We start from the raw sequence: 19,230 nt of genomic DNA, 5'->3' as shown, positions 1-19,230 counted from the left end.
TCATCATAAAAAACTAACCTTTCTTCGGGTAGTAATTTTAACAGTTTTTAAATTTAGTTGTTAAAGGTTTAACCTTCAATTTTTTTTATTAGTTGGGTCCAAGTAGGATTTTTTAATATTGTTACTTTTAGATTAACGATTTCCTTTTTTTGAATATTACCGTTTTCAATTTCTTCATACTTGATATTAAAGTTGAGTTTTGTAAGTTCATCAACGATATTTTCGTTTTTTGCGTGGTAATTATCTATTATGCTATGTATTGTCTTTTCCTTAATTGGAGGTATTGTATCAATTTTTATCCAGTTTGGCATATTTATTGGTCATTGTTGTGTATGTATATATAAATCTCATTTTATATCAGTTTTAGGTTTTTCCCATCTATTTTTTACTAAGTAAACAAATCCTTTTTTTAAGTTTAATTCAAAAGTTTCTTTACTTTCTCTTTTATTTCTAATTAGTGATTGTGATGTTGCTTTGCCATTGTTAATGTTTTGGGGAATGGTAAAAATGTTATTGAAACTAATAATTAACACGGTAAATATTTTCATAAACATTTTTATCACTCCTTTTTAAAATATTTTATTTTTCATTATTCTTTTAGCTTTAATCTTTTTAATAAATCACTCAACGATACAGTTCATAATTACCGCTATTGTAATGCATATATCTAAATATCCTAGTATCATAAGTGAAATTAATACTTCAAATTTTTCATATAATAATTTCAAATCATTAATTTCCAATTTTAAAAATGGAATGAAAAAGATAATAATCATAAAAATGTAAGACAAAATTCTCCATCAATATTTTTTTAAAGAATTAATGAGTTTGTTTGATTTCATTTTTTAAGGCTCTTTTTGCTTTAATTTTCTGAATAATCAAGCGAATTAATTTTTCAAATTTAATTGCAAAGTATATTGCTCCGCCTCATCAAAAAACAAATATTCCTGCCAACATAATACCACTATTGAACTTGCCAAAGAATTTAACCATTTCTTCATTCATAAAATTATTAAATTCGTCACTTGTTCCGGTTATTCATTTAGTATCGATTGCTGTTAATGTACAAATTAATAAGCTTATAAAGATGAAAATGATACTTAATACTATTTTTAACCATTGCTTTTTAAAAGAATTTTTAATTCTTAATTTTAATGGCATTTTTTCTTTTGAATTATCTTTTTTAAATAATTTTCCTAAAAGTTTTTTCATTTTTATTCTCCTTTCATATTTTTTATCGTCCTTTAATTACAATAAATAAGGCAATAAGTACACAAGTGACGCCAAGAATAGTAAAAATTGGGTGTTGCGAAAATGTCCGAGCCATTGGTTTAAATAGTTCTAAAATTGTTAAATTGCTAGTAATAAATTTTTGGAAATTAGCAAGTCCTTCGCTAATATAGTTCGTTAAGGTTTCAAAATGACTACCGGCTAATAACCCAAGAACAGTTATTAAGATAAAAATAATAATTAGTTTAAACATTTTTAGTTACCTTGTTTTGCTTTTATTGGTTTTATTTGTTTTTTAGCTTTTCCTCAAGCACTTAAACGACCTTTATTTTTAACCGCATATTGGCGTTGTTTTTCTAAATTAACTTGTTGACTATCAAATCCAAGAATAATTGCCATAAGAAATTCTACAGCAAGTGTTAAGAACAAAGGAAATATTAGTTGAATATTTGTCCCCGGTACTTCTAAACTTCAAATTAAGTCAAAAACCTTATAAAGCATTTGGGCGAGAAAGTCTGCCATTTTTGCAAGATTTTCCATTTTTTATTATTCCTTTTCTTTCATTTTTCTTAAAAATTTGCTAAATTTATCCATTTTTAAGTATTCTAAGTCTTCTAAATCAATTGCAGTGTCAGTATAGTATTTATCTTCATAGTCAGGATTTACTTTTGAATTTAAGTAATCTCTTAAAAACGCTAGGTAAAAAGAATTGTAAGTGTTTAATATTGGTAGCGGAATTTTTAGTTTAAAAAAATAAATATCAAGTTCAGGAATATCACGATATTTAATGCGACGCCCCCTTTTACTATTTTTAGCATCAATTAAGGTGTTTCGTCAGCGTTCATATTCTTCAACGCTCGTAAAGGTACCATAGATAACTTTTAAGTAGGGACGAAAAATATTAACAGGTTTTTTACGAATGCCCACAATCACATTATTGGCAATATCACGAACTTTAACTCAAATATGTTTATCTCTTTGACCACTAGCTAACACAATATGACCGAAATGGCGTGCCAGAGCGAAATATTCTTGGATACCGGTTTCTTCGTTTTTGGTATTATTTTTTTCTCAATCAGTTCCCTCTAAGAATAAATTGGTTTCATCTCATAAAAGTAAGGTTTTGTCTGGCAATACCGGATAATCAAAGTCTAATAACCCCATATGACCTAAACTTAATTTTTGGGTTTCTAGCAACGGAAAGGTTGAGGCGATGTGATATTTCTTCTTTTTTAGTAATCTTGATGCGTATACTAGAAAAGCAGTTTTTCCGGTTCCTAATGAACCAATCACAATATTTAATGGTGAGTTTTTTAAGAAATTAATAACTTTGTTAATTTGTGTTAAATTACCGATTTTAAAAAGGAAAATTAAAATACAACCTGCTAAAAATAAATAGCTCACAATGTTTTTAAAATAACCGTTGTAAATATATCAAATTGCTCCCCAATGTCATAAAATTAAAAATGAGGTGCGATTTAATTCAATAAAATGGTTATTTTTTTCTATTATTCATTTGCAAAATTTCATCTTGCACCTCACTTTATTTTTTTATTAGCGAACCGCTCCAAGTAGTTTTTCAAACATTTTAAAGCAAATAAAGAATATTGCCAAAATAAATGGAAAAATGAATATTCAGTAGTCAGCAAAGAAGTTACCAACTTGTGGCATATTAACAGCAATAATTTCTCACATTTTAGTAAACGCTGTTATAATCGCATTTCATAATTTAGTCATCGCGTCACTAGCTGTTATTTTTTCTACTGTTGCTGGTGTATCGGCCAAGAAAGTTCCAATCATAAAATCACCTCCTTTCTTTTTAAAACATTCATCATTTATATTCAAAGTTTTTCTTAAATTTGTTAAAACCACAATTAGCCTTAACACGATTGTATTTTTTCCTAATTAATTTTGAATTTCTTTGGGAATGCATCACAATGTAAATTCTTGACATTAATTTTGCCTCTATCTAAATACTGATATGGTTTTTCAAAGTAGCATGAGTATAAATCACACCATAATCGCTGTTAAGAATCAAAAAGCAATGTTTGCTATTAAAAGTCAAAGTGTTTTTTGGGTTAAATCAATTTCTTTACCTCCAGTAATATGAGCCGGAATAGTTGTAATTTGAATAAATAAATCTCAGAAAGTTTGTTTAATTTGTTCTCAATTAAATTCTTTTAAATTTACTGTCATTTTTTATCTTCCAAAAATCATTTTTATTGGTAAATACATAATTGAAATTAACGCGAAAAGAAAAGTAATGATAATAATTAATCCGGCAATAAATATAACTTGTGCAGGCATTTTTTCTATCGGAACAAACAGTTTTAAGAACTCCATAATAATTTCTCAAAACATTATTTTTTATCCTCATTATTTTCTTTTGAATTAGGGGCTTTAACCCATTCTTCAAAGCGAGCAATAAATACTTTCTCGTCTTTTGTGAAATTACCAGCATTATTTTTAATGGCATTTTTATATTTAATTCGCATTTTTATTTTTGCATAAATTTTATAAGCAAAATATGCCAGTAACATTATGCAAATGATTATAAATATTAGTCCAATTGCAATATTCATTTTTAAACTCCTTTAAAATAATTATAATTTGTATCTTTTTTGTTATTTTCTTTTTCAGTAATGAAGAAGCTTAATAATTCTTGTCCTTTAATTAACTTGGTTTCTTGCTCAGATTGATTAATTGAAATTACTTGGTATTCATTATTCTTGATTATTCCGATGCAAATAGAATTTTCATATTTTCCTTTATAAACAAATCGCTTTGGAAACCAAATACCGATTTGTTTATTAAATCAGGGAATTTTTGGTGCTTTGATTAAAATTGCGTTTTGTGTTTCTTTTAAAAGATATTTTTTAGTATTTAAGAAAATGTTTTCAATGTTTTTCATAGTAAATTACCTTTCTTATTTGTTATAAACTAAGTTATTTAACTAAGTTTTTTAAACATTTATATATTGCAGATTTGAATGTTTAACAATTTTTGTTAGTAAACTTCGTTTACTAATTAACTTAGTTTGATTTCATTGGTGCAAAAAAATATAAGGCATAATTAAAAATAATAAGTGTTAATTTAACCTTATATTTCTTGCAATAAATAAATGAGCTCATATTTATTTATTGATTTTGTGTAAAACTAACATAAGTGTGTGCTTTACACAGTTTCTACAAAAATATGTAACATACCACAGACTTATGACAAGAACAAGAGGGTTTTTAAAAAAGGATGAATTTAATTTTTATTTAAAATTTTTATAAATAACGACAAATTCTAAGGAAGTTTTTAAAAATAGTTTATAATTAGATTCCAAAGTAAAAAGATTACAGATTAATTTTTTGGTAGAAAGACTGGTTGATTGTTAAATAAATTTTATTATTAATTAGGAAAAATTTATATAAAGGATTTGATTAATATGAAAAAAATACTAGGAATCTTAGGAACAATAACAATATCTGGAAGCGGAATGGCAGGACTTCTCGGAAATGCACCAGCTTCAGCAAAAAACGAAATTAATTCTTTACAAACAAATAATTTAGAAAATTTAAAAAGAAATAAAAGACAAATAAGAATTGGAGCGAATGTTTTAACAGATGTTTATCAACAAAACGGAGGATTTCAATCACCAAATGATAAACGATGCCAAAATTGAGTTCGAAAAATCTTTTGAAAAAATGGAAATCATTCAGATTGCAATACAGGGTATGATTATGGTGATAGATGACACGAACAAAACTGCACATGTTAGTTAATTTAAATAATTTATAAAGTTTATGGAAATAAATCACTGATTTATTTCCATTTTTAATTAAGTTAATAAACATAATTTAGATCTTGGAAGTGGTATTGCAACAGTTACTAGTATAATATCTGGAGCTTTAGTTTCTGGTCCTCCCGGAGCCATTATAGGTTCTTGAGGAACTCTTCTTTTTGCACAATGAAAAATTTGAAATGCTAGTACGTATAATAATGGAAAAGGCATAATTATTTATGCGGGAGGACTTCTACCAACATGAATTGTTCGCATAGAATCACAATAACTTTAAATTTAAAAATTATGGGAATAAATTAATTTATCTTCACTTTAATTAAGTTAATAAACAGAAATATATTAAAAAAGAAAAGATGAACATTAAAAATACATCATTTTTATGTGCTAAATGATTAAACGGAGCACTAAATTTAATTTCTTTTTTATGTGTTTTAAATTAAATAATATTAAAATTTGTTTTGATTTAATTTTTTATTCTTTGAATAAAACAATTAGTACATTTAAACATGTATTTATATAAAAACAGCAATTAAGTTTGCTGTTTTTATTTTGTTAAAATAGAAGGGGAAAAAGAAAAATGAATGAAAAAATTACTTAGTTTGTTGTCAATATTTTTGTTATCGTGTACAAACACAATGGCATTGATTAGTTGCGGGAATATCGCAAATAAACTTGAAATTGAAAAGATAGACAAACCAAAAATATAGATAGTTAAATACTTTATAAAAAATAATTATTCAAAATTATAAAAATTATTTTGTTAAAGCTTTTTGTAATGTTTGAAATGGGGTTTTAGTGTTTAATGATGAATGAGGCCGTTCAAAGTTATAAAAGTAATAATATTTATTTAAATAATGTTGAAGTTCATTTTGATTTAGTTTTTTATCCTTAACATAAAATAATTTATTATAATGTTGATGAAATCGTTCAATTTTTCCATTAGATTGAGGAGAACGAATTGGTGTGGTTTCGTGAACGATTCCATTTTTTGAAAGAAAGGTCGTAAAAGGCCTTTCTTTTACTTTATACAATTTTTTATTGCTTCAGTTAGTAGTGGTGAATTCTGGAGCATTATCAGTACGAAGACGTTTAATGGTTATGCCAAGTTCGCCGAAATCTTTCATTGCTCTATGCGCGGCGTTAAGGGCGTTATTGGTTCCTAAACTATCATAAACATAACCAAATACTATGCGTGTCATTTCGTCAATGAAATCATAAATGTAATATTTTCTATCAACTGAAAAATTTGATGGGGTAATAATTTTAGCATCCATTTGTAAAAGACCAATCTCGGAGACTTCATAACGCTTAAAATGGCGTTTTGTTTGTTTGATTTGTTGTTTTAATTCTTTTCAACGAGGGTCAGATTTAATTCAGCGATAAAAAGTTTTGATATTTTTTGGAATTTTTGAATTTTCAACATCGTGAAAACCAATTTTTAAATTGTTAAATAGACTTCTTGCATAACCTATTAAAAAATTACAAATATTTGTAAAAAGACAGTAATAGAAAAATATAATTTTAATTAATTATGTCTTTTATCTAAAAAATTAATATTTTGCCACAACAAAAAATGAATTTATTATTTAAATTCTTTAATTTTAAATAAATCTTTTATGTTAAATTAATAATTGCAAATTATAAATTGAGGCAATTAAATTAAATCTTAAACCAAATCTTTTTCTACGATTACGATATTTTTCTGTCATAATTTTAAATTTTTTAAGAATAGCAAAAATATTTTCAATAATAATTCTCATTTTTGAAACTAGTCTATTATGTTGTTTTTGTGCTTTATTTAAATGGTTTTTCTTTGTTTTCTTTGTAGGTATTAGAACATTATTGTGAATTTTTTGTATTCCTTGATAACCACTATCAACTATTAATTTGGTATTTTTTAAAATTGAGATTTTTGATTCTTTAAATAAAGCATAATCATGTTTTTTCCCAAGTGAAAAACTTGTTGCAATAATTTTTCTGGTTTCTTGTTCGATAATTACTTGTGTTTTAATGGTGTGTTTTTTCTTTTTACCAGAATAAGATTGTTTTTGTCTTTTTTTGGGCGTTGGATTGGAGTTTCGGTAGCATCAATAATAATAGTTTTATCATTAAAATAATCATTTATTAGTGCTTTTTTACCAGCAAGTTGTTGAAAATCAGAGTTTTTAATTAAAATATCTTCAATTCATTTGATATTGCGATAACAATTAGCTTCACTAATTCCGAAATTTTTACCAAGATGAAAATAAGTCTGATATTCTCGTCAATATGATAAAGTCATCAATAATCTATTTTCTAGTGATAATTTATTAGTTTTACCACCTTTTTTAAATTTTTCTATTTCAGCTACTTGTAAAATATCTAACATTTTATTAAAAGTGGATTTTTTTATTCCTGTTAATCTTAACCATTCTTTATCATTAAGAGTATTAAATTTATTATTGTTCATATTTTGATATCCTCATAAATTATATTTTATAAGAATATTTTAATAAAAAAGGTATCGCAAGAAGTCTAATAAAGACCATATTCCGCCGGCTTAAAGATTTTTGTAATCAAAATATAAATCACATACTTTTTTGCGAGAATTTAAACTATATTGATAATTAATATTTTGTGGCTTTGTAGTTTTAAACAATAACAAATCTAAATTATCAGAATAATAAGCGGTCATAATTTTTTCCGCCCAGCGATAAAAGGTTTTCGTTGCATTCTTAAAATATTTTTTAATAAGTTTTGTTAAAGTAGTTTCTTCGATATAAAAATAAGTACATAAATTTAAATAGGCAGTAATGCGTTTTTTAGTTTTATAGTAATAAGGATTACGGCAATTAGCACTTAATCAACTTTGGATTTTTGCTTTTAAATCAGCTAAATCAGCTTGGGAAATAATATATTTCATTTTTTTAAACTCCTTAAATTAAGAAAATCGTATTACAAAAAATACGATTTTCAAAAATATTTATTAAATTATTAATTAATTAGGGTTTTCCAGCCGAAAATGAGGTTATATAATAATCAGTACTTTTAAAACTAATAGAAAATTTAACATTAATAATCTTATCAATTAAATAACCAATACTAGTCTTATAAGTGCCATAAACTCCTTTATCCTTATAAAATTTCACAATTTTATCGAGGACAACGCCTTTCTCAATTTCAAAACTTATATAATTATGATATTTAAATCGTTCTTCTATATCACTAGGTAAGGGACTAATGCCACCGTAAAAAATTAAATTGCCTATATTTTGCAATGAATATGGATATTGAAGTAATGTATTATCTAAACTAACAAACTCCAAATCATATTTTTTTTCAATTTTACTATTAACAGAATTACAAGCCGAAGCAAACATCACACTTGTTAAACTTAATGCGGTTAAACTTTTTTTTCACATAAATAAAAATCCTCCTTTCAAATAAATTACATTATATAATAAATAGAGATATTTAAGAAAACTTTTTTAATATCATTAATAAGATTGCTAATGGCACTACAAATTCAAATAGCATCTGAAATGCTGGAATGACTTCAAACACCGGAAAGGCAGTTTTGGTAAAATTAATCGTTGTTTTGGCAATATCCGCAAGGGGGCGAATTAAAAGATTAATTCCCGAAAGACCAAGTAATCAATTTAACAGGCTAACAGAAGCGTGCTGAATACCACAAGATATTGCACTAAATAAACCTCAATAAGAACAGTTGGGTGTCGGAATTAAGTCATTCATATTACCACTTATTCCGCCACCAATAAAAGCTGTTGAATTCAAAATGTTAAAATCGTATAAAGAATAATGATATTCAGTGCTTTCACCTTTCTTTTTATATAGTGGAAAAGTCAGTGTAAAAATATTAATTCCATACATCACATTAACTTTTGCATTGTAAAAATGTAATTTATTACTAGTGGCATTCCATAATTGGTTATCATATGCTTTTAAAACATTAAAATCTATTTGATAAGAACTTTTACCAGTATTAAAACCATTGGCGATTTGTTTATCTTTAACAAAGAAATAGGAACGAAAAATCATATTCGTACTATTTTCGATTGTTGAATCAAAGTTAATTAAATACTGTTTGGGATAAAAAGTAATTAAGGAACGATAGAAAAAACCCATTTGTAAAACATTTTTAGGGATTTGTTGCATTCCTTTGTAATCTAATTCTACATAAGTAGAAACATCCATATCAAAACTTGCATAAAAGAATTGTACGAAAAAACCACCTAAAACTTTATAGATTTTATTAAATAACCCATTAATAAAATCAATAGTTAAACCTTTTTGATAATGGAGCATAAAATCTTTAAAATCAGTCTTTAATTTGTCATCATAACGTAAAAAATGGAAAGTATTACCATAATAATTAATTTGTCCAAAAAAGGTATTAATAAAATCTTCTCCAAAACTTGTTCGCGAGCCAAATTTTAAAATTGATTTACCATTCTCTAAAAACTCAATATCACCCATAGAGTCAACACCATTAGTTTTTATAGTAATAACATCACCAAAACTAGAAAAAGAAAGTTCTGTAAAAATAATAGCTTGTACTATATAATCATCATACAAAGTCTTTCGACTTAAACTAAATTTACTATTTTGTTTAAAACCATTTAATTTAATTGAAATATCACTCATATATTTAAAATTATCGTCAAAGAAATTAAAAATGGGTACTCAATATAAATAGCTATAATTAAATTTATCAAAATCTCGCCGTTGTATCATTAAATAATCTAATTTATCTTGAAACTGGTTGTACTGATATTCACCATCCTTTTTAGTTATTGCTGTTGGTAATGGTTGTTCGTTATGTTTTTCTGGTAAAGGAGGCATTTCAGCAGAAAAAGAGGTTATATAATAATCAGTACTTTTAAAACTAATAGAAAATTTAACATTAATAATCTTATCAATTAAATAACCAATACTAGTCTTATAAGTGCCATAAACTCCTTTATCCTTATAAAATTTCACAATTTTATCGAGGACAACGCCTTTCTCAATTTCAAAACTTATATAATTATGATATTTAAATCGTTCTTCTATATCACTAGGTAAGGGACTAATGCCACCGTAAAAAATTAAATTGCCTATATTTTGCAATGAATATGGATATTGAAGTAATGTATTATCTAAACTAACAAACTCCAATTTACAACTATTACCACATTGACTAGGATTTGTGGCTCGTTTTTCTCGTTTCATAAAAGAATGTTCCATATTAGGTTTTGGTGGTTTTTTTGCATCAAAGAAGGCACCTAGAGGAACTAAACCAATAAAAGCGATAATTAACCATGACATAAATTTATACATATTTATTTTGTCCTTTCTTCTATGTTTAACTTCTTAAAATAAGGTATATTGTTGATAAAATACAAATCGTTCCTAAAATTTGGAAAATCGGATGTTGAGAAAATAACCTTATCATTGGTTTAAAGAGCTCTAAAATTTTAATATTACTTGATAGAACTTTATTAAAATATTCTAAACCCTCACGAACATAAGCTCATAAACCTAAAAAGTCATTTAAAGCAAAAATAGAAAAAACAGCAACAAGAATAAATAAAATTATCAATTTAAACATTTTCTAAAACCTACCTTTTTATTCGCAGCCCGTGTTGGTTAACTCACGGTCTATTTTTAGGACTATTACCACTAAATTTCTTAATTGGACCACTAGATGATTGCTTCTTAGTTCCTCAATTAGCAACTGATTTTCGATATTTTTTACGAAAACCAACTTTTGGTCGTTCGATATGAATACCTAAAATGCCACCAATTACAAGATTTATCACAAGCATAATTAGCGGAAAAATAATAATGCGAATATCTGTCCCGGGAATAGTTAAAGTTCAAATTAAATCAAAAACTTTATAAAACATATCGCCAATTAAACTAGCCATTTTTTCTAAGTTTTCCATTTTTTAAACTCCTTTACTTGTTTTTCTTCTTCAGATTATTTTTTAACTTAGTAAGTATCTTACTGAATTTTTCCATTTTTAAATATTCTAATGCTTCAATATCCATTACATTATCATTTCAAAATTTATGTTGATAATTATCATTCAAAGCACGATTACTTAATTCACGCAAGAATGATAAATATTTATTATCGTAAAGGTTTAAAATTGACATCGGAATTTTCAATTTAAAGAAATAAATATCTAATTCGGGAATGCTACGATACTTGATTTTGCGACCTTTTTTATCATTTTTTGCATTAATTAGCGTTAATCGTCATTGTTCGTATTCACTTACCGATTTAAAAGTCCCATAAATAACTTGTAAATAAGGACGAAAGATACTAACTGGTTTTTTTCTAATGCCAACAATTATTGAATTCGCAATATCACGAACTTTAACTCATATATGTTCGGCTCGTTGTCCGCTTGCTAATACGATATGGGTAAATTGTCGAGCCGAAGCAAAATATTCTTGTAAACCTTGGGTTACTCTATCATTTTCTTTATAATCAGTTCCTTCTAAAAATAAGTTAGTTTCATCTCATAACAGTAAATGTTTTTCATCTAAAATTGGATAATTATAATCTAATAAAGACATATGCCCTAATGAAAGCATTTGTTTATCTGTAATCGGAAAAGTAGAAATCGTTTTTCAACCACTTAATAAGTAAGAAGCTAAAACCATTAAAGCGGTTTTCCCCGTCCCTAAAGCACCAATGACTAAATTTAAGGGTGAATTTAATAAGAAATTAATAAAACTACGACGAGCAAAGAAATGAGAAATTTTAGTATATAAAATATACAAAGCAATTAATAAATAAATAATATCAAATAACATTCGTCAACTCTGAGGATTATAATAATGCAAAATCGCACCATAGAATCACGCAATAATAAATAAAGTGCGATTTAAAGCAACAAAATCATATAATCTTAAATTTATTTTTTTAAACAATAGAATCACTTAAATCACACTTTCTTTATTTTTATTATTATCTGCCGGGCATTAATTTTTCAAACATTTTGAAAGCGATTAAAAATAAACCAATAATCACCCCAAGCAAGAAAACTCAATATGTAGCAAAGAAATTAACGACATTTGGCATATTACCACCAATAATATCGGTTCAAATATTACCGAATGCTTTAATTAATGCTTTTCATAAGTTAGTAACCGCTTGTTCACCAGTAATTGCTACTGGTGTTATTGCTCCATCAAGAAAAGTTCTAAACATATAATCACCCCCTTTCTAAACAAAATATGATTTAACCTTATAAAATAAAATAACCATAAATAAGACAATAAATACTAATACCATTCAAAAGGCAATATTCGCTATTAAAAGTCAAAGTAGTTCTTGGGTTAAATCAATTTCTTTTCCAGAAACTCACGCCGGAATAACTTTAATTTGAATAAATAAATCTCAAAAATATAATTTTGTCATTTCTCAATCTAAATCTTTTCAAGCAACTAAAAACATAATAATTACCGCTTAAAAGGTCAAAAGAGTAGAAAAATAATTGCTGAGAAGAGCATTACAATTATTAAAATTGAAAACAAAAATACAACTTGAGGTGGTAAATCGGTAGTTGGATAAATTAATTCAATTAACTCAATAATTATTTTTTTAAACATTTTCTAAACCTACTTTTTAATTTATTTTTCATCTTGTTCTAATAAATTTCTCTTAAACTTTGCAATAAATATTCGTTGTGAATAAGTAAAATCTTTTGGCAACTGTTTTGCTTCGCTACCATATTTCTTTTTATCTTTAAAAAACCGATAAATATTAACCGCAATATAGTATGCTAGTAATAATGTTAAAATCGTAAAAAACACTAATCCAAAAATACTCATTTTTCTTTTCTCCTTAATTTTTAAATTTTTAAATTTTTAATTCTTATTTTAAATTGCAATTTTTCTTTCATTTTTTAACTCCTAATGTTTCATTTTTCTTAGTTGATTTCTAAATCTTAAACTTTCTAATGAAACATAATTTACACTTTCAAAGTCTGTATAATTAATATTTTTAAATTCATAGATTGCTCCGCACATTTTGGTTTTAAATTTATTAACTGTTGATTTTAAGTATTTTACAAATTCAGAATTTACAGTTCGATTAACAATATTATTCAAAGTGTCGGTAAATACTTGTTTTCTAGTAATAGGGTTTTGACAGTTATATGAGAATTGATAAGCCTTGATATTTAAGTCATACTGGTTTAATGATTTTTCGTTCAGGACATTTTTAGTTATATATTTAGAGCAATATTTTACAACCATTTCATTAGTGTTTTCACGAACTCTAATATTTTTATTAATTCCATAAGGTCAAAATTGTAAAATAATTTTATGAGGTATTTTTTCGGTAATTAAAATATGAAAATGAATAACGCCTCGTTTCTGATATTCATAGGTATACAAATACTTAATATTTTTATTTTTAACTTTAAATCAGTATTTTAATTTTTTAAAAAATTTATTTAAATCACGCTTACATTTTCTAATATCAAATTCATTAACATTAGCATAAGTAAGCGTTAAAAATGTAAGTTTTTTGCAGTCTCAAAAATTATGATATGCCTTCCGAATAACATTAGATTTTGCACGAATATTGCTATTAAGCAGTTTTGTATCACAATTACCCTTATTTTTTAAACCGCTAGCATTACGAGTATTTGCTTTGATGTGTTCTAAAGGCATAACAATATTGCGAATATATTGACCGTAATAAATGGTTTTCATATAAAAATCAGTCGAATTTTGAGGTTGTAAATTCATATTTTATGCTCCCATTTTAGATTTTCGCCAGTTGTGTTATTTAATCAAGTAATAGTCGGCTTCGCCGACTAACCCGCTAGCGGGCGGGGCATACGCCTTCCGCACCGCTTCGCAGACCGAAGTGATTATCAATTAACTGGACAAGTTTTTTTGATTTTTTGATAATTCAATTTTTTGCAAGTTAACTATTTTGGGGGTTTTTTCAAAAGTTAATTCGCAACTAAAAAATGATTTAACATTTTCTTTTAACAGTTTATAAATTTCTTGTTGTTCTAGATTGTTATCATCAATTCATAAAGCCTTTTGTTCGCCGGTAGGCTCAAATAAGTCATTTTCATAACGCAAAAATTCGGCAGAATAACCTGACATCATAGAGCCATCTTTATTTTTAAATATTTTTCTTTTTATACTAACTAATTTAACTTTAAACATTATTTTTTAAATTCCTTTTACTTTTATTTTTTAAAATTTTTTTAATATGATTAATAAATTTTTTCTCACAAGCAACATGCAAATATCGTTTATCACTAAATAGATGTAAACACCAGCGACATATTTTATAATCTATCGTTCCTTTCAAAATTTAAAAACCCTTTTCATCGCAAGAATTACAGATTCCAACTGTATTTTTATTACCAACGATATAACTTTCGTTGTCGCATTCAATACAAAATATTACCGCCAAAAGAAAACACCCCCTAAAAGTGTGTAGAAAACAAAATCTTGTCATATGTATATGGTTTCTACAGATTTTTAGCTCATAATGGTATACAAATTAGAATAAGTAATGATACTTTTAATCAAATTTCATTTAATCATGATTTAAAAACAAAAACTGAATTTGAAAATTATTTATATTTAATTTTAAAAGAATTTCCATTTTATAATGGGTCATCAAACGCAGGAGACGGTCAATGATATATTAGTAATGAAGACATTTGACATTCTGTACATGTTATAAGTAATCATTATGAAGAAATTTTAAATTTATATAATAAAAAAGAAGATAATAATAGAGGAATAAAAATAATTACTAATAGAGCTGAGAGCTGAGAAAAGGGTGATTATGGTGTTTTTTTAGATAATTAATTTTCAAAATATTATAAAGAAAGGAAATATAAAGTTATGAAGAAACTTTTAAGTTTATTAAGTGTAGTAACAATTACTGGAACGGCGATGCCGATAGTCGTTGCCAAAGCACCTCATGAAAAAGAAGAAATTAATTTAGAAAAATTAATTAGAAGTAAAAGAGATAATCATGAAATAGTAATTGATATAGAAGGTCATGATGATTTACTTTTTCAATCAAATGATATTAATGTTCAATGATATCGAAGTTATGGTTTAAATTGAATATTAAAGATTGGTGCAAATTCATGTAATACTATTTTAAATTGATGAAAAAATGAGCCCAATTCTCCTGAAAATAAAATTAATAAATTTGCAATAATTTTAGGAACTCTTGTTAGTGCGGCAGGGACAGATTATCTTTCACAATTAGGTTACCAGTGGCCAACTTTAACTGCTACAACGGTGGGGCTCACCACAGGAGCTTTATGAACTAAAGCATCAGAAAAACAAGTATTAAGAAAAATTATTGATTTAATAGTACTATCAGGAACTGTTGCGACAAGAAATGTTGGAGTTTGAATTTCATTTAATTCAGTTTATCCTGTTTTTAATATTGGAAATTTAAATTCTGATAATGCTGAAACTGGTTTAATTGTAAGACCATAATATATTTTTTTATATTATCATATTTATATAAATAATTATTCTCTGGTTCAATAATAGTTAAGTATAGTATTTTACTACCAACAGTTGTTGATTTAGAAATCCGTATGCAGTTCAAGTTAATTTTTGTTTCCCTATGTAAGAGCAAAAAATAAATCTTTTAAAATTTAATAAAGAGAATTATATAAAAAATAATTATTCAAACTTCTAGAAATTACTTTGTTAAAAATTTTTGTAATGTTTGAAAAGGAGTTTTAGTGTTTAATGACGAATGACGGCGTTCGAAGTTATAAAAGTAATAATATTTGTTTAAATAATGTTGAAGTTCGTTTTGATTTAATTTTTTATCATTATCATAAAATAATTTGGTATAATGTTGATGGAATCTTTCAATCTTCCCATTAGATTGAGGCGAACGAATTGGTGTCGTTTCATGAACAATCCCATTATTTGAAAGAAAGGTTGTAAAAGGCCTTTCTTTTACTTTGTATGATTTTTTATTGCTTCAGTTAGTAGTAGTAAATTCCGGAGCATTGTCAGTACGAAGGCGTTTAATAATTATGCCAAGTTCACGAAAATCTTTCATTGCTCTTTGCACGGCATTAATGGCGTTATTGGTTCCTAAACTATCATAAACATAGCCAAATACTATCCGTGTTATTTCGTCAATGAAATCATAAATATAATATTTTTTATCAACCGGAAAATTTGATGTGGTAATAATTTTAGCATCCATTTGTAAAAGACCAATCTCGGATACTTCATAACGCTTAAAATGGCGTTTTTTTTTGTTTGATTTGTTGTTTTAATTCTTTTCAACGAGGGTCAGATTTAATTCAGCGATAAAAAGTTTTGATATTTTTCGGAACTTCTGAATTTTTAATATCGTGAAAACCGTTTTTTAAATTGTTAAATAAAGACCACATTCCGCCGGCTTGAAGATTTTTGTAATCAAAATATAACTCACATACTTTTTCGCGAGAATTTAAACTATATTGATAATTAAGATTTTGTGGTTTTGTAGTTTTAAACAATAACAAATCTAAATTATCAGAATAATAAGCGGTCATAATTTTTTCTGCCCAACGATAAAAGGTTTTTGTCGCCCCTTTAAAATATTTTTTAATAAGTTTTGTTAAAGTAGTTTCTGCAATATAGAAATAAGTACATAAATTTAAATAGGTGGTAATGCGTTTTTTAGTTTTATAGTAATAAGGATTACGGCAATTGGCACTTAATCAACTTTGTACTTTTGCTTTTAAATCTGCTAAATCAGCTTGGGAAATAATATATTTCATTTTTAAACTCCTTAAATTAAGAAAATCGCATTACAAAAAAATACGATTTTCAAGAATGGTTATTAAATTACTAAATTAATGAGGCATTTCTGCTGAGAAAAAGATTAAGGAATAAGGACTTAAATTTCTTAATTTAATTACAATATCAACTACTTTTGGAATAGTATAAATTTTTTTACTACCAATAGATTGAAAGGTTCCATATTTTTGAAAAAAATCTTTTATAGGTAGAAAAGCTTGACTATCCATAAAAAAAGGTAAACGATTAGGATAATTTTTATTTTGATTTTTAACATCATTAGGTAATTCAATATCAAATTTAGATAAATCAAAATAAACACCAGAATCAACAACAAGAGTGATGTTTAATAAACTAGAAAATTTCAATTCACAACTGTTATTGCAAATATTATCTTTTTTTGATTTAGAAACATCTGCTTTACTACAACCAAAAATAAACATTACACATATTAAATTTAAAGCTGATAAAAATTTTCTCATAAAGAAAAATCCTCCTTTCAAAGGAATTATATTATATAAAAATATTGGCAATATTTAAGAGAACTTTTTTAATATCATTAGTAAGATTGCTAGTGGAACTACAAATTCAAATAACATCTGAAATGCCGGAATAACTTCAAACACTGGAAAGGCAGTTTTGGTAAAGTTAATTGTTGTTTTGGCAATATCTGCAATGGGGCGAATTAAAAGATTAATCCCAGAAAGGCCAAGCAATCAATTCAACACACTAACAGAAGCGTGCTGAATGCCACAGGATATTGCACTAAATAAACCCCAATAAGAACAGTTGGGCGTCGGAATTAAGTCATCCATATTACCGCTTATTCCACCGCCAATAAAAGCCGTTGAATTCAAAATGTTAAAATCGTATAAAGAATAATGATATTCAGTGTTTTCACTTTTCTTTTTATATAGTGGAAAAGTTAGCGTAAAAATATTAATCCCATACATTACATCGACTTTAGCATTATAAAAATGCAGTTTATTACTAGTAGCATTTCATAATTGGTTATCATATGCTTTTAAAACATTAAAATCTATTTGATAAGAATTTTTACCAGTATTAAAACCATTGGCAATTTGTTTATCTTTCACAAAAAAATACGAACGAAAAATCATATTCTTACTATTTTGTAGTGTTGAACCAAAGTTAATTAAATACTGTTTGGGATAAAAAGTAATTAAGGAACGATAGAAAAAACCCATTTGTAAAACATTTTTAGGAATTTGTTGCATCCCTCTGTAATCTAATTCTACATAAGTAGAGGTATCTGTATCAAAACTCGCATAAAAGAATTGTACAAAAAACTCACCTAAAACTTTATAAATTTTATTAAATAAACCATTAATAAAATCAACAGTTAAATGTTTTTGATAATGGAGCATAAAATCTTTAAAATCAGTCTTTAATTTGTCATCATAGCGTAAAAAATGGAAAGTATTACCATAATAATTAATTTGTCCAAAAAAGGTATTAATAAAATCTTCTCCAAAACTTGTTCGCGAGCCAAATTTTAAAATTGATTTACCATTCTCTAAAAACTCAATATCACCCATAGAGTCAACACCATTAGTTTTTATAGTAATAACATCACCAAAACTAGAAAAGGAAAGTTCTGTAAAAATAATATCTTGTGCTATATAATCATCATACAAAGTCTTTCGACTTAAACTAAATTTACTATTTTGTTTAAAACCATTTAATTTAATTGAAATTTCACTCATATATTTAAAATTATCGTCAAAGAAATTAAAAATGGGTACTCAATATAAATAGCTATAATTAAATTTATCAAAATCTCGGCGTTGTATCATTAAATAATCTAATTTATCTTGAAACTGATTATATTGATATTCACCATCATTTTTAGTTATTGCAGTCGGTAATGGTTGCTCGTTATCTTTTTCTGATTGTAGTGGCATTTCTACCGAGAAAAAGATTAAAGAATAAGGACTTAAATTTCTTAATTTAATCACAATATTAACTACTTTTGGAATAGTATAAATTTTTTTACTACCAATAGATTGAAAGGTTCCATATTTTTGAAAAAAATCTTTTATAGGTAGAAAAGCTTGACTATCCATAAAAAAAGGTAAACGATTAGGATAATTTTTATTTTGATTTTTAACATCATTAGGTAACTCAATATCAAATTTAGATAAATCAAAATAAACACCAGAATCAACAACAAGAGTGATGTTTAATAAACTAGAAAATTTCAATTCACAACTATTACCACATTGACTAGTATTAGTTGCTCGTTTTTCTCGCTTCATAAAGGATTTTTCCATATTAGTTTTTGGTGGTTGTTTTGTATCAAAGAAGGCACCTAGAGGAACTAAACCAATAAAAGCGATAACTAACCATGACATAAATTTATACATATTTATTTTATCCTTTCTTTT

At 26.0% G+C, this 19,230-nt stretch carries 31 protein-coding genes; 3 read left to right on the top strand and 28 right to left on the bottom strand.

Annotated features, from left to right (window positions below):
• Positions 1-68: 68 nt before the first annotated feature.
• From AACK86_RS05495 to AACK86_RS05450, 10 genes are all read right to left on the bottom strand, one after another.
• Complete coding sequence (locus tag AACK86_RS05495) at positions 69-548, bottom strand: hypothetical protein (RefSeq protein WP_338981781.1); 480 nt, start codon at positions 546-548, stop codon at positions 69-71.
• 271 nt (positions 549-819) lie between these two features.
• Entirely contained in the window at positions 820-1,212 is a 393-nt protein-coding gene (locus AACK86_RS05490) for a hypothetical protein (protein ID WP_338981780.1), read from the bottom strand.
• A gap of 22 nt (positions 1,213-1,234) precedes the next feature.
• Positions 1,235-1,483, bottom strand: coding sequence for a hypothetical protein (locus AACK86_RS05485; protein ID WP_215826579.1), 249 nt, complete (start codon positions 1,481-1,483; stop codon positions 1,235-1,237).
• A 2-nt stretch (positions 1,484-1,485) separates the two neighbouring features.
• On the bottom strand, positions 1,486-1,770 hold the full coding sequence (locus AACK86_RS05480; protein WP_338981779.1) for a hypothetical protein: 285 nt from the start codon (positions 1,768-1,770) through the stop codon (positions 1,486-1,488).
• Between the two features lie 6 nt (positions 1,771-1,776).
• The gene (locus AACK86_RS05475; protein WP_338981778.1) at positions 1,777-2,760 is read right to left on the bottom strand and encodes a hypothetical protein; all 984 of its coding nucleotides are present in this window, start codon (positions 2,758-2,760) and stop codon (positions 1,777-1,779) included.
• A gap of 24 nt (positions 2,761-2,784) precedes the next feature.
• On the bottom strand, positions 2,785-3,030 hold the full coding sequence (locus tag AACK86_RS05470; protein WP_338981777.1) for a hypothetical protein: 246 nt from the start codon (positions 3,028-3,030) through the stop codon (positions 2,785-2,787).
• Positions 3,031-3,195: 165 nt separating this feature from the next.
• Positions 3,196-3,426 (bottom strand): hypothetical protein, encoded by a 231-nt coding sequence (locus tag AACK86_RS05465; RefSeq protein ID WP_338981776.1) that lies wholly within the window; start codon positions 3,424-3,426, stop codon positions 3,196-3,198.
• A 3-nt stretch (positions 3,427-3,429) separates the two neighbouring features.
• The gene (locus tag AACK86_RS05460) at positions 3,430-3,591 is read right to left on the bottom strand and encodes a hypothetical protein (protein WP_338981775.1); all 162 of its coding nucleotides are present in this window, start codon (positions 3,589-3,591) and stop codon (positions 3,430-3,432) included.
• Positions 3,591-3,812, bottom strand: coding sequence for a hypothetical protein (locus AACK86_RS05455; RefSeq protein WP_338981774.1), 222 nt, complete (start codon positions 3,810-3,812; stop codon positions 3,591-3,593). Before AACK86_RS05455 ends, AACK86_RS05460 begins: the two co-directional genes overlap by 1 nt.
• Positions 3,813-3,814: 2 nt before the next feature.
• Complete coding sequence (locus AACK86_RS05450) at positions 3,815-4,141, bottom strand: hypothetical protein (protein ID WP_338981773.1); 327 nt, start codon at positions 4,139-4,141, stop codon at positions 3,815-3,817.
• A gap of 522 nt (positions 4,142-4,663) precedes the next feature.
• Between AACK86_RS05450 and AACK86_RS05445 the strand changes: the two genes are divergently transcribed.
• Positions 4,664-4,996 carry a hypothetical protein gene (locus AACK86_RS05445; RefSeq protein ID WP_338981772.1) on the top strand — a complete coding sequence of 111 codons (333 nt, stop codon included), beginning with the start codon at positions 4,664-4,666 and terminating at the stop codon, positions 4,994-4,996.
• Between the two features lie 776 nt (positions 4,997-5,772).
• Here AACK86_RS05445 and AACK86_RS05440 read toward each other — a convergent pair.
• From AACK86_RS05440 to AACK86_RS05380, 14 genes are all read right to left on the bottom strand, one after another.
• Positions 5,773-6,294 carry an integrase core domain-containing protein gene (locus AACK86_RS05440; protein WP_338981771.1) on the bottom strand — a complete coding sequence of 174 codons (522 nt, stop codon included), beginning with the start codon at positions 6,292-6,294 and terminating at the stop codon, positions 5,773-5,775.
• Between the two features lie 345 nt (positions 6,295-6,639).
• A complete protein-coding gene (locus AACK86_RS07950) occupies positions 6,640-7,032 on the bottom strand; it encodes a transposase family protein (protein ID WP_338982644.1) in 393 nt (130 codons plus the stop codon).
• The gene (locus AACK86_RS07945) at positions 7,017-7,469 is read right to left on the bottom strand and encodes a transposase family protein (RefSeq protein ID WP_338982632.1); all 453 of its coding nucleotides are present in this window, start codon (positions 7,467-7,469) and stop codon (positions 7,017-7,019) included. The genes AACK86_RS07950 and AACK86_RS07945 overlap by 16 nt, the downstream gene beginning before the upstream one ends.
• A 90-nt stretch (positions 7,470-7,559) precedes the next feature.
• Positions 7,560-7,922, bottom strand: coding sequence for a hypothetical protein (locus tag AACK86_RS05430; RefSeq protein WP_338981769.1), 363 nt, complete (start codon positions 7,920-7,922; stop codon positions 7,560-7,562).
• Between the two features lie 79 nt (positions 7,923-8,001).
• On the bottom strand, positions 8,002-8,421 hold the full coding sequence (locus tag AACK86_RS05425; RefSeq protein ID WP_338981768.1) for a hypothetical protein: 420 nt from the start codon (positions 8,419-8,421) through the stop codon (positions 8,002-8,004).
• 52 nt (positions 8,422-8,473) lie between these two features.
• Positions 8,474-10,339, bottom strand: a complete 1,866-nt coding sequence (locus tag AACK86_RS05420) for a hypothetical protein (RefSeq protein ID WP_338981767.1) — start codon at positions 10,337-10,339, stop codon at positions 8,474-8,476.
• Between the two features lie 25 nt (positions 10,340-10,364).
• A complete protein-coding gene (locus AACK86_RS05415; RefSeq protein WP_338966959.1) occupies positions 10,365-10,610 on the bottom strand; it encodes a hypothetical protein in 246 nt (81 codons plus the stop codon).
• A gap of 10 nt (positions 10,611-10,620) precedes the next feature.
• Positions 10,621-10,947, bottom strand: coding sequence for a hypothetical protein (locus tag AACK86_RS05410; RefSeq protein ID WP_338981755.1), 327 nt, complete (start codon positions 10,945-10,947; stop codon positions 10,621-10,623).
• A 13-nt stretch (positions 10,948-10,960) separates the two neighbouring features.
• A complete protein-coding gene (locus tag AACK86_RS05405; protein ID WP_338981766.1) occupies positions 10,961-11,944 on the bottom strand; it encodes a hypothetical protein in 984 nt (327 codons plus the stop codon).
• A gap of 37 nt (positions 11,945-11,981) precedes the next feature.
• Complete coding sequence (locus AACK86_RS05400; protein WP_338966713.1) at positions 11,982-12,224, bottom strand: hypothetical protein; 243 nt, start codon at positions 12,222-12,224, stop codon at positions 11,982-11,984.
• A gap of 15 nt (positions 12,225-12,239) precedes the next feature.
• Positions 12,240-12,470, bottom strand: a complete 231-nt coding sequence (locus AACK86_RS05395; RefSeq protein WP_338966950.1) for a hypothetical protein — start codon at positions 12,468-12,470, stop codon at positions 12,240-12,242.
• 176 nt (positions 12,471-12,646) lie between these two features.
• Positions 12,647-12,847, bottom strand: a complete 201-nt coding sequence (locus AACK86_RS05390) for a hypothetical protein (protein WP_338981765.1) — start codon at positions 12,845-12,847, stop codon at positions 12,647-12,649.
• 81 nt (positions 12,848-12,928) lie between these two features.
• Positions 12,929-13,771, bottom strand: a complete 843-nt coding sequence (locus AACK86_RS05385) for a rolling circle replication-associated protein (RefSeq protein WP_338981763.1) — start codon at positions 13,769-13,771, stop codon at positions 12,929-12,931.
• A 132-nt stretch (positions 13,772-13,903) separates the two neighbouring features.
• A complete protein-coding gene (locus AACK86_RS05380) occupies positions 13,904-14,203 on the bottom strand; it encodes a hypothetical protein (RefSeq protein WP_338966992.1) in 300 nt (99 codons plus the stop codon).
• A 291-nt stretch (positions 14,204-14,494) separates the two neighbouring features.
• Here AACK86_RS05380 and AACK86_RS05375 point away from each other — a divergent pair, with 291 nt between their 5' ends.
• A complete protein-coding gene (locus AACK86_RS05375; RefSeq protein ID WP_338981761.1) occupies positions 14,495-14,860 on the top strand; it encodes a hypothetical protein in 366 nt (121 codons plus the stop codon).
• A 36-nt stretch (positions 14,861-14,896) separates the two neighbouring features.
• The gene (locus AACK86_RS05370) at positions 14,897-15,508 is read left to right on the top strand and encodes a hypothetical protein (RefSeq protein ID WP_338981760.1); all 612 of its coding nucleotides are present in this window, start codon (positions 14,897-14,899) and stop codon (positions 15,506-15,508) included.
• 211 nt (positions 15,509-15,719) lie between these two features.
• On the opposite strand, the gene AACK86_RS05365 is transcribed toward AACK86_RS05370, so the two are convergent.
• The 4 genes from AACK86_RS05365 to AACK86_RS05350 all read right to left on the bottom strand — a co-directional run bounded on the left by AACK86_RS05365 (position 15,720) and on the right by AACK86_RS05350 (position 19,209).
• Positions 15,720-16,241 carry an integrase core domain-containing protein gene (locus tag AACK86_RS05365; protein ID WP_338981759.1) on the bottom strand — a complete coding sequence of 174 codons (522 nt, stop codon included), beginning with the start codon at positions 16,239-16,241 and terminating at the stop codon, positions 15,720-15,722.
• Positions 16,242-16,275: 34 nt separating this feature from the next.
• Positions 16,276-16,803, bottom strand: coding sequence for a hypothetical protein (locus AACK86_RS05360; RefSeq protein WP_338981758.1), 528 nt, complete (start codon positions 16,801-16,803; stop codon positions 16,276-16,278).
• Positions 16,804-16,878: 75 nt separating this feature from the next.
• Positions 16,879-17,304, bottom strand: coding sequence for a hypothetical protein (locus tag AACK86_RS05355; RefSeq protein ID WP_338981757.1), 426 nt, complete (start codon positions 17,302-17,304; stop codon positions 16,879-16,881).
• A gap of 54 nt (positions 17,305-17,358) precedes the next feature.
• Entirely contained in the window at positions 17,359-19,209 is a 1,851-nt protein-coding gene (locus tag AACK86_RS05350; RefSeq protein ID WP_338981756.1) for a hypothetical protein, read from the bottom strand.
• Positions 19,210-19,230: the final 21 nt, after the last annotated feature.

It is taken from the genome of Spiroplasma endosymbiont of Eupeodes luniger, assembly GCF_964019525.1.
GTDB lineage: Bacteria > Bacillota_I > Bacilli_A > Mycoplasmatales > Nriv7 > Nriv7.
The sequence above is the reverse complement of the archived record's forward strand: the minus strand, read 5'-3'. Positions and strand labels throughout refer to the sequence as shown.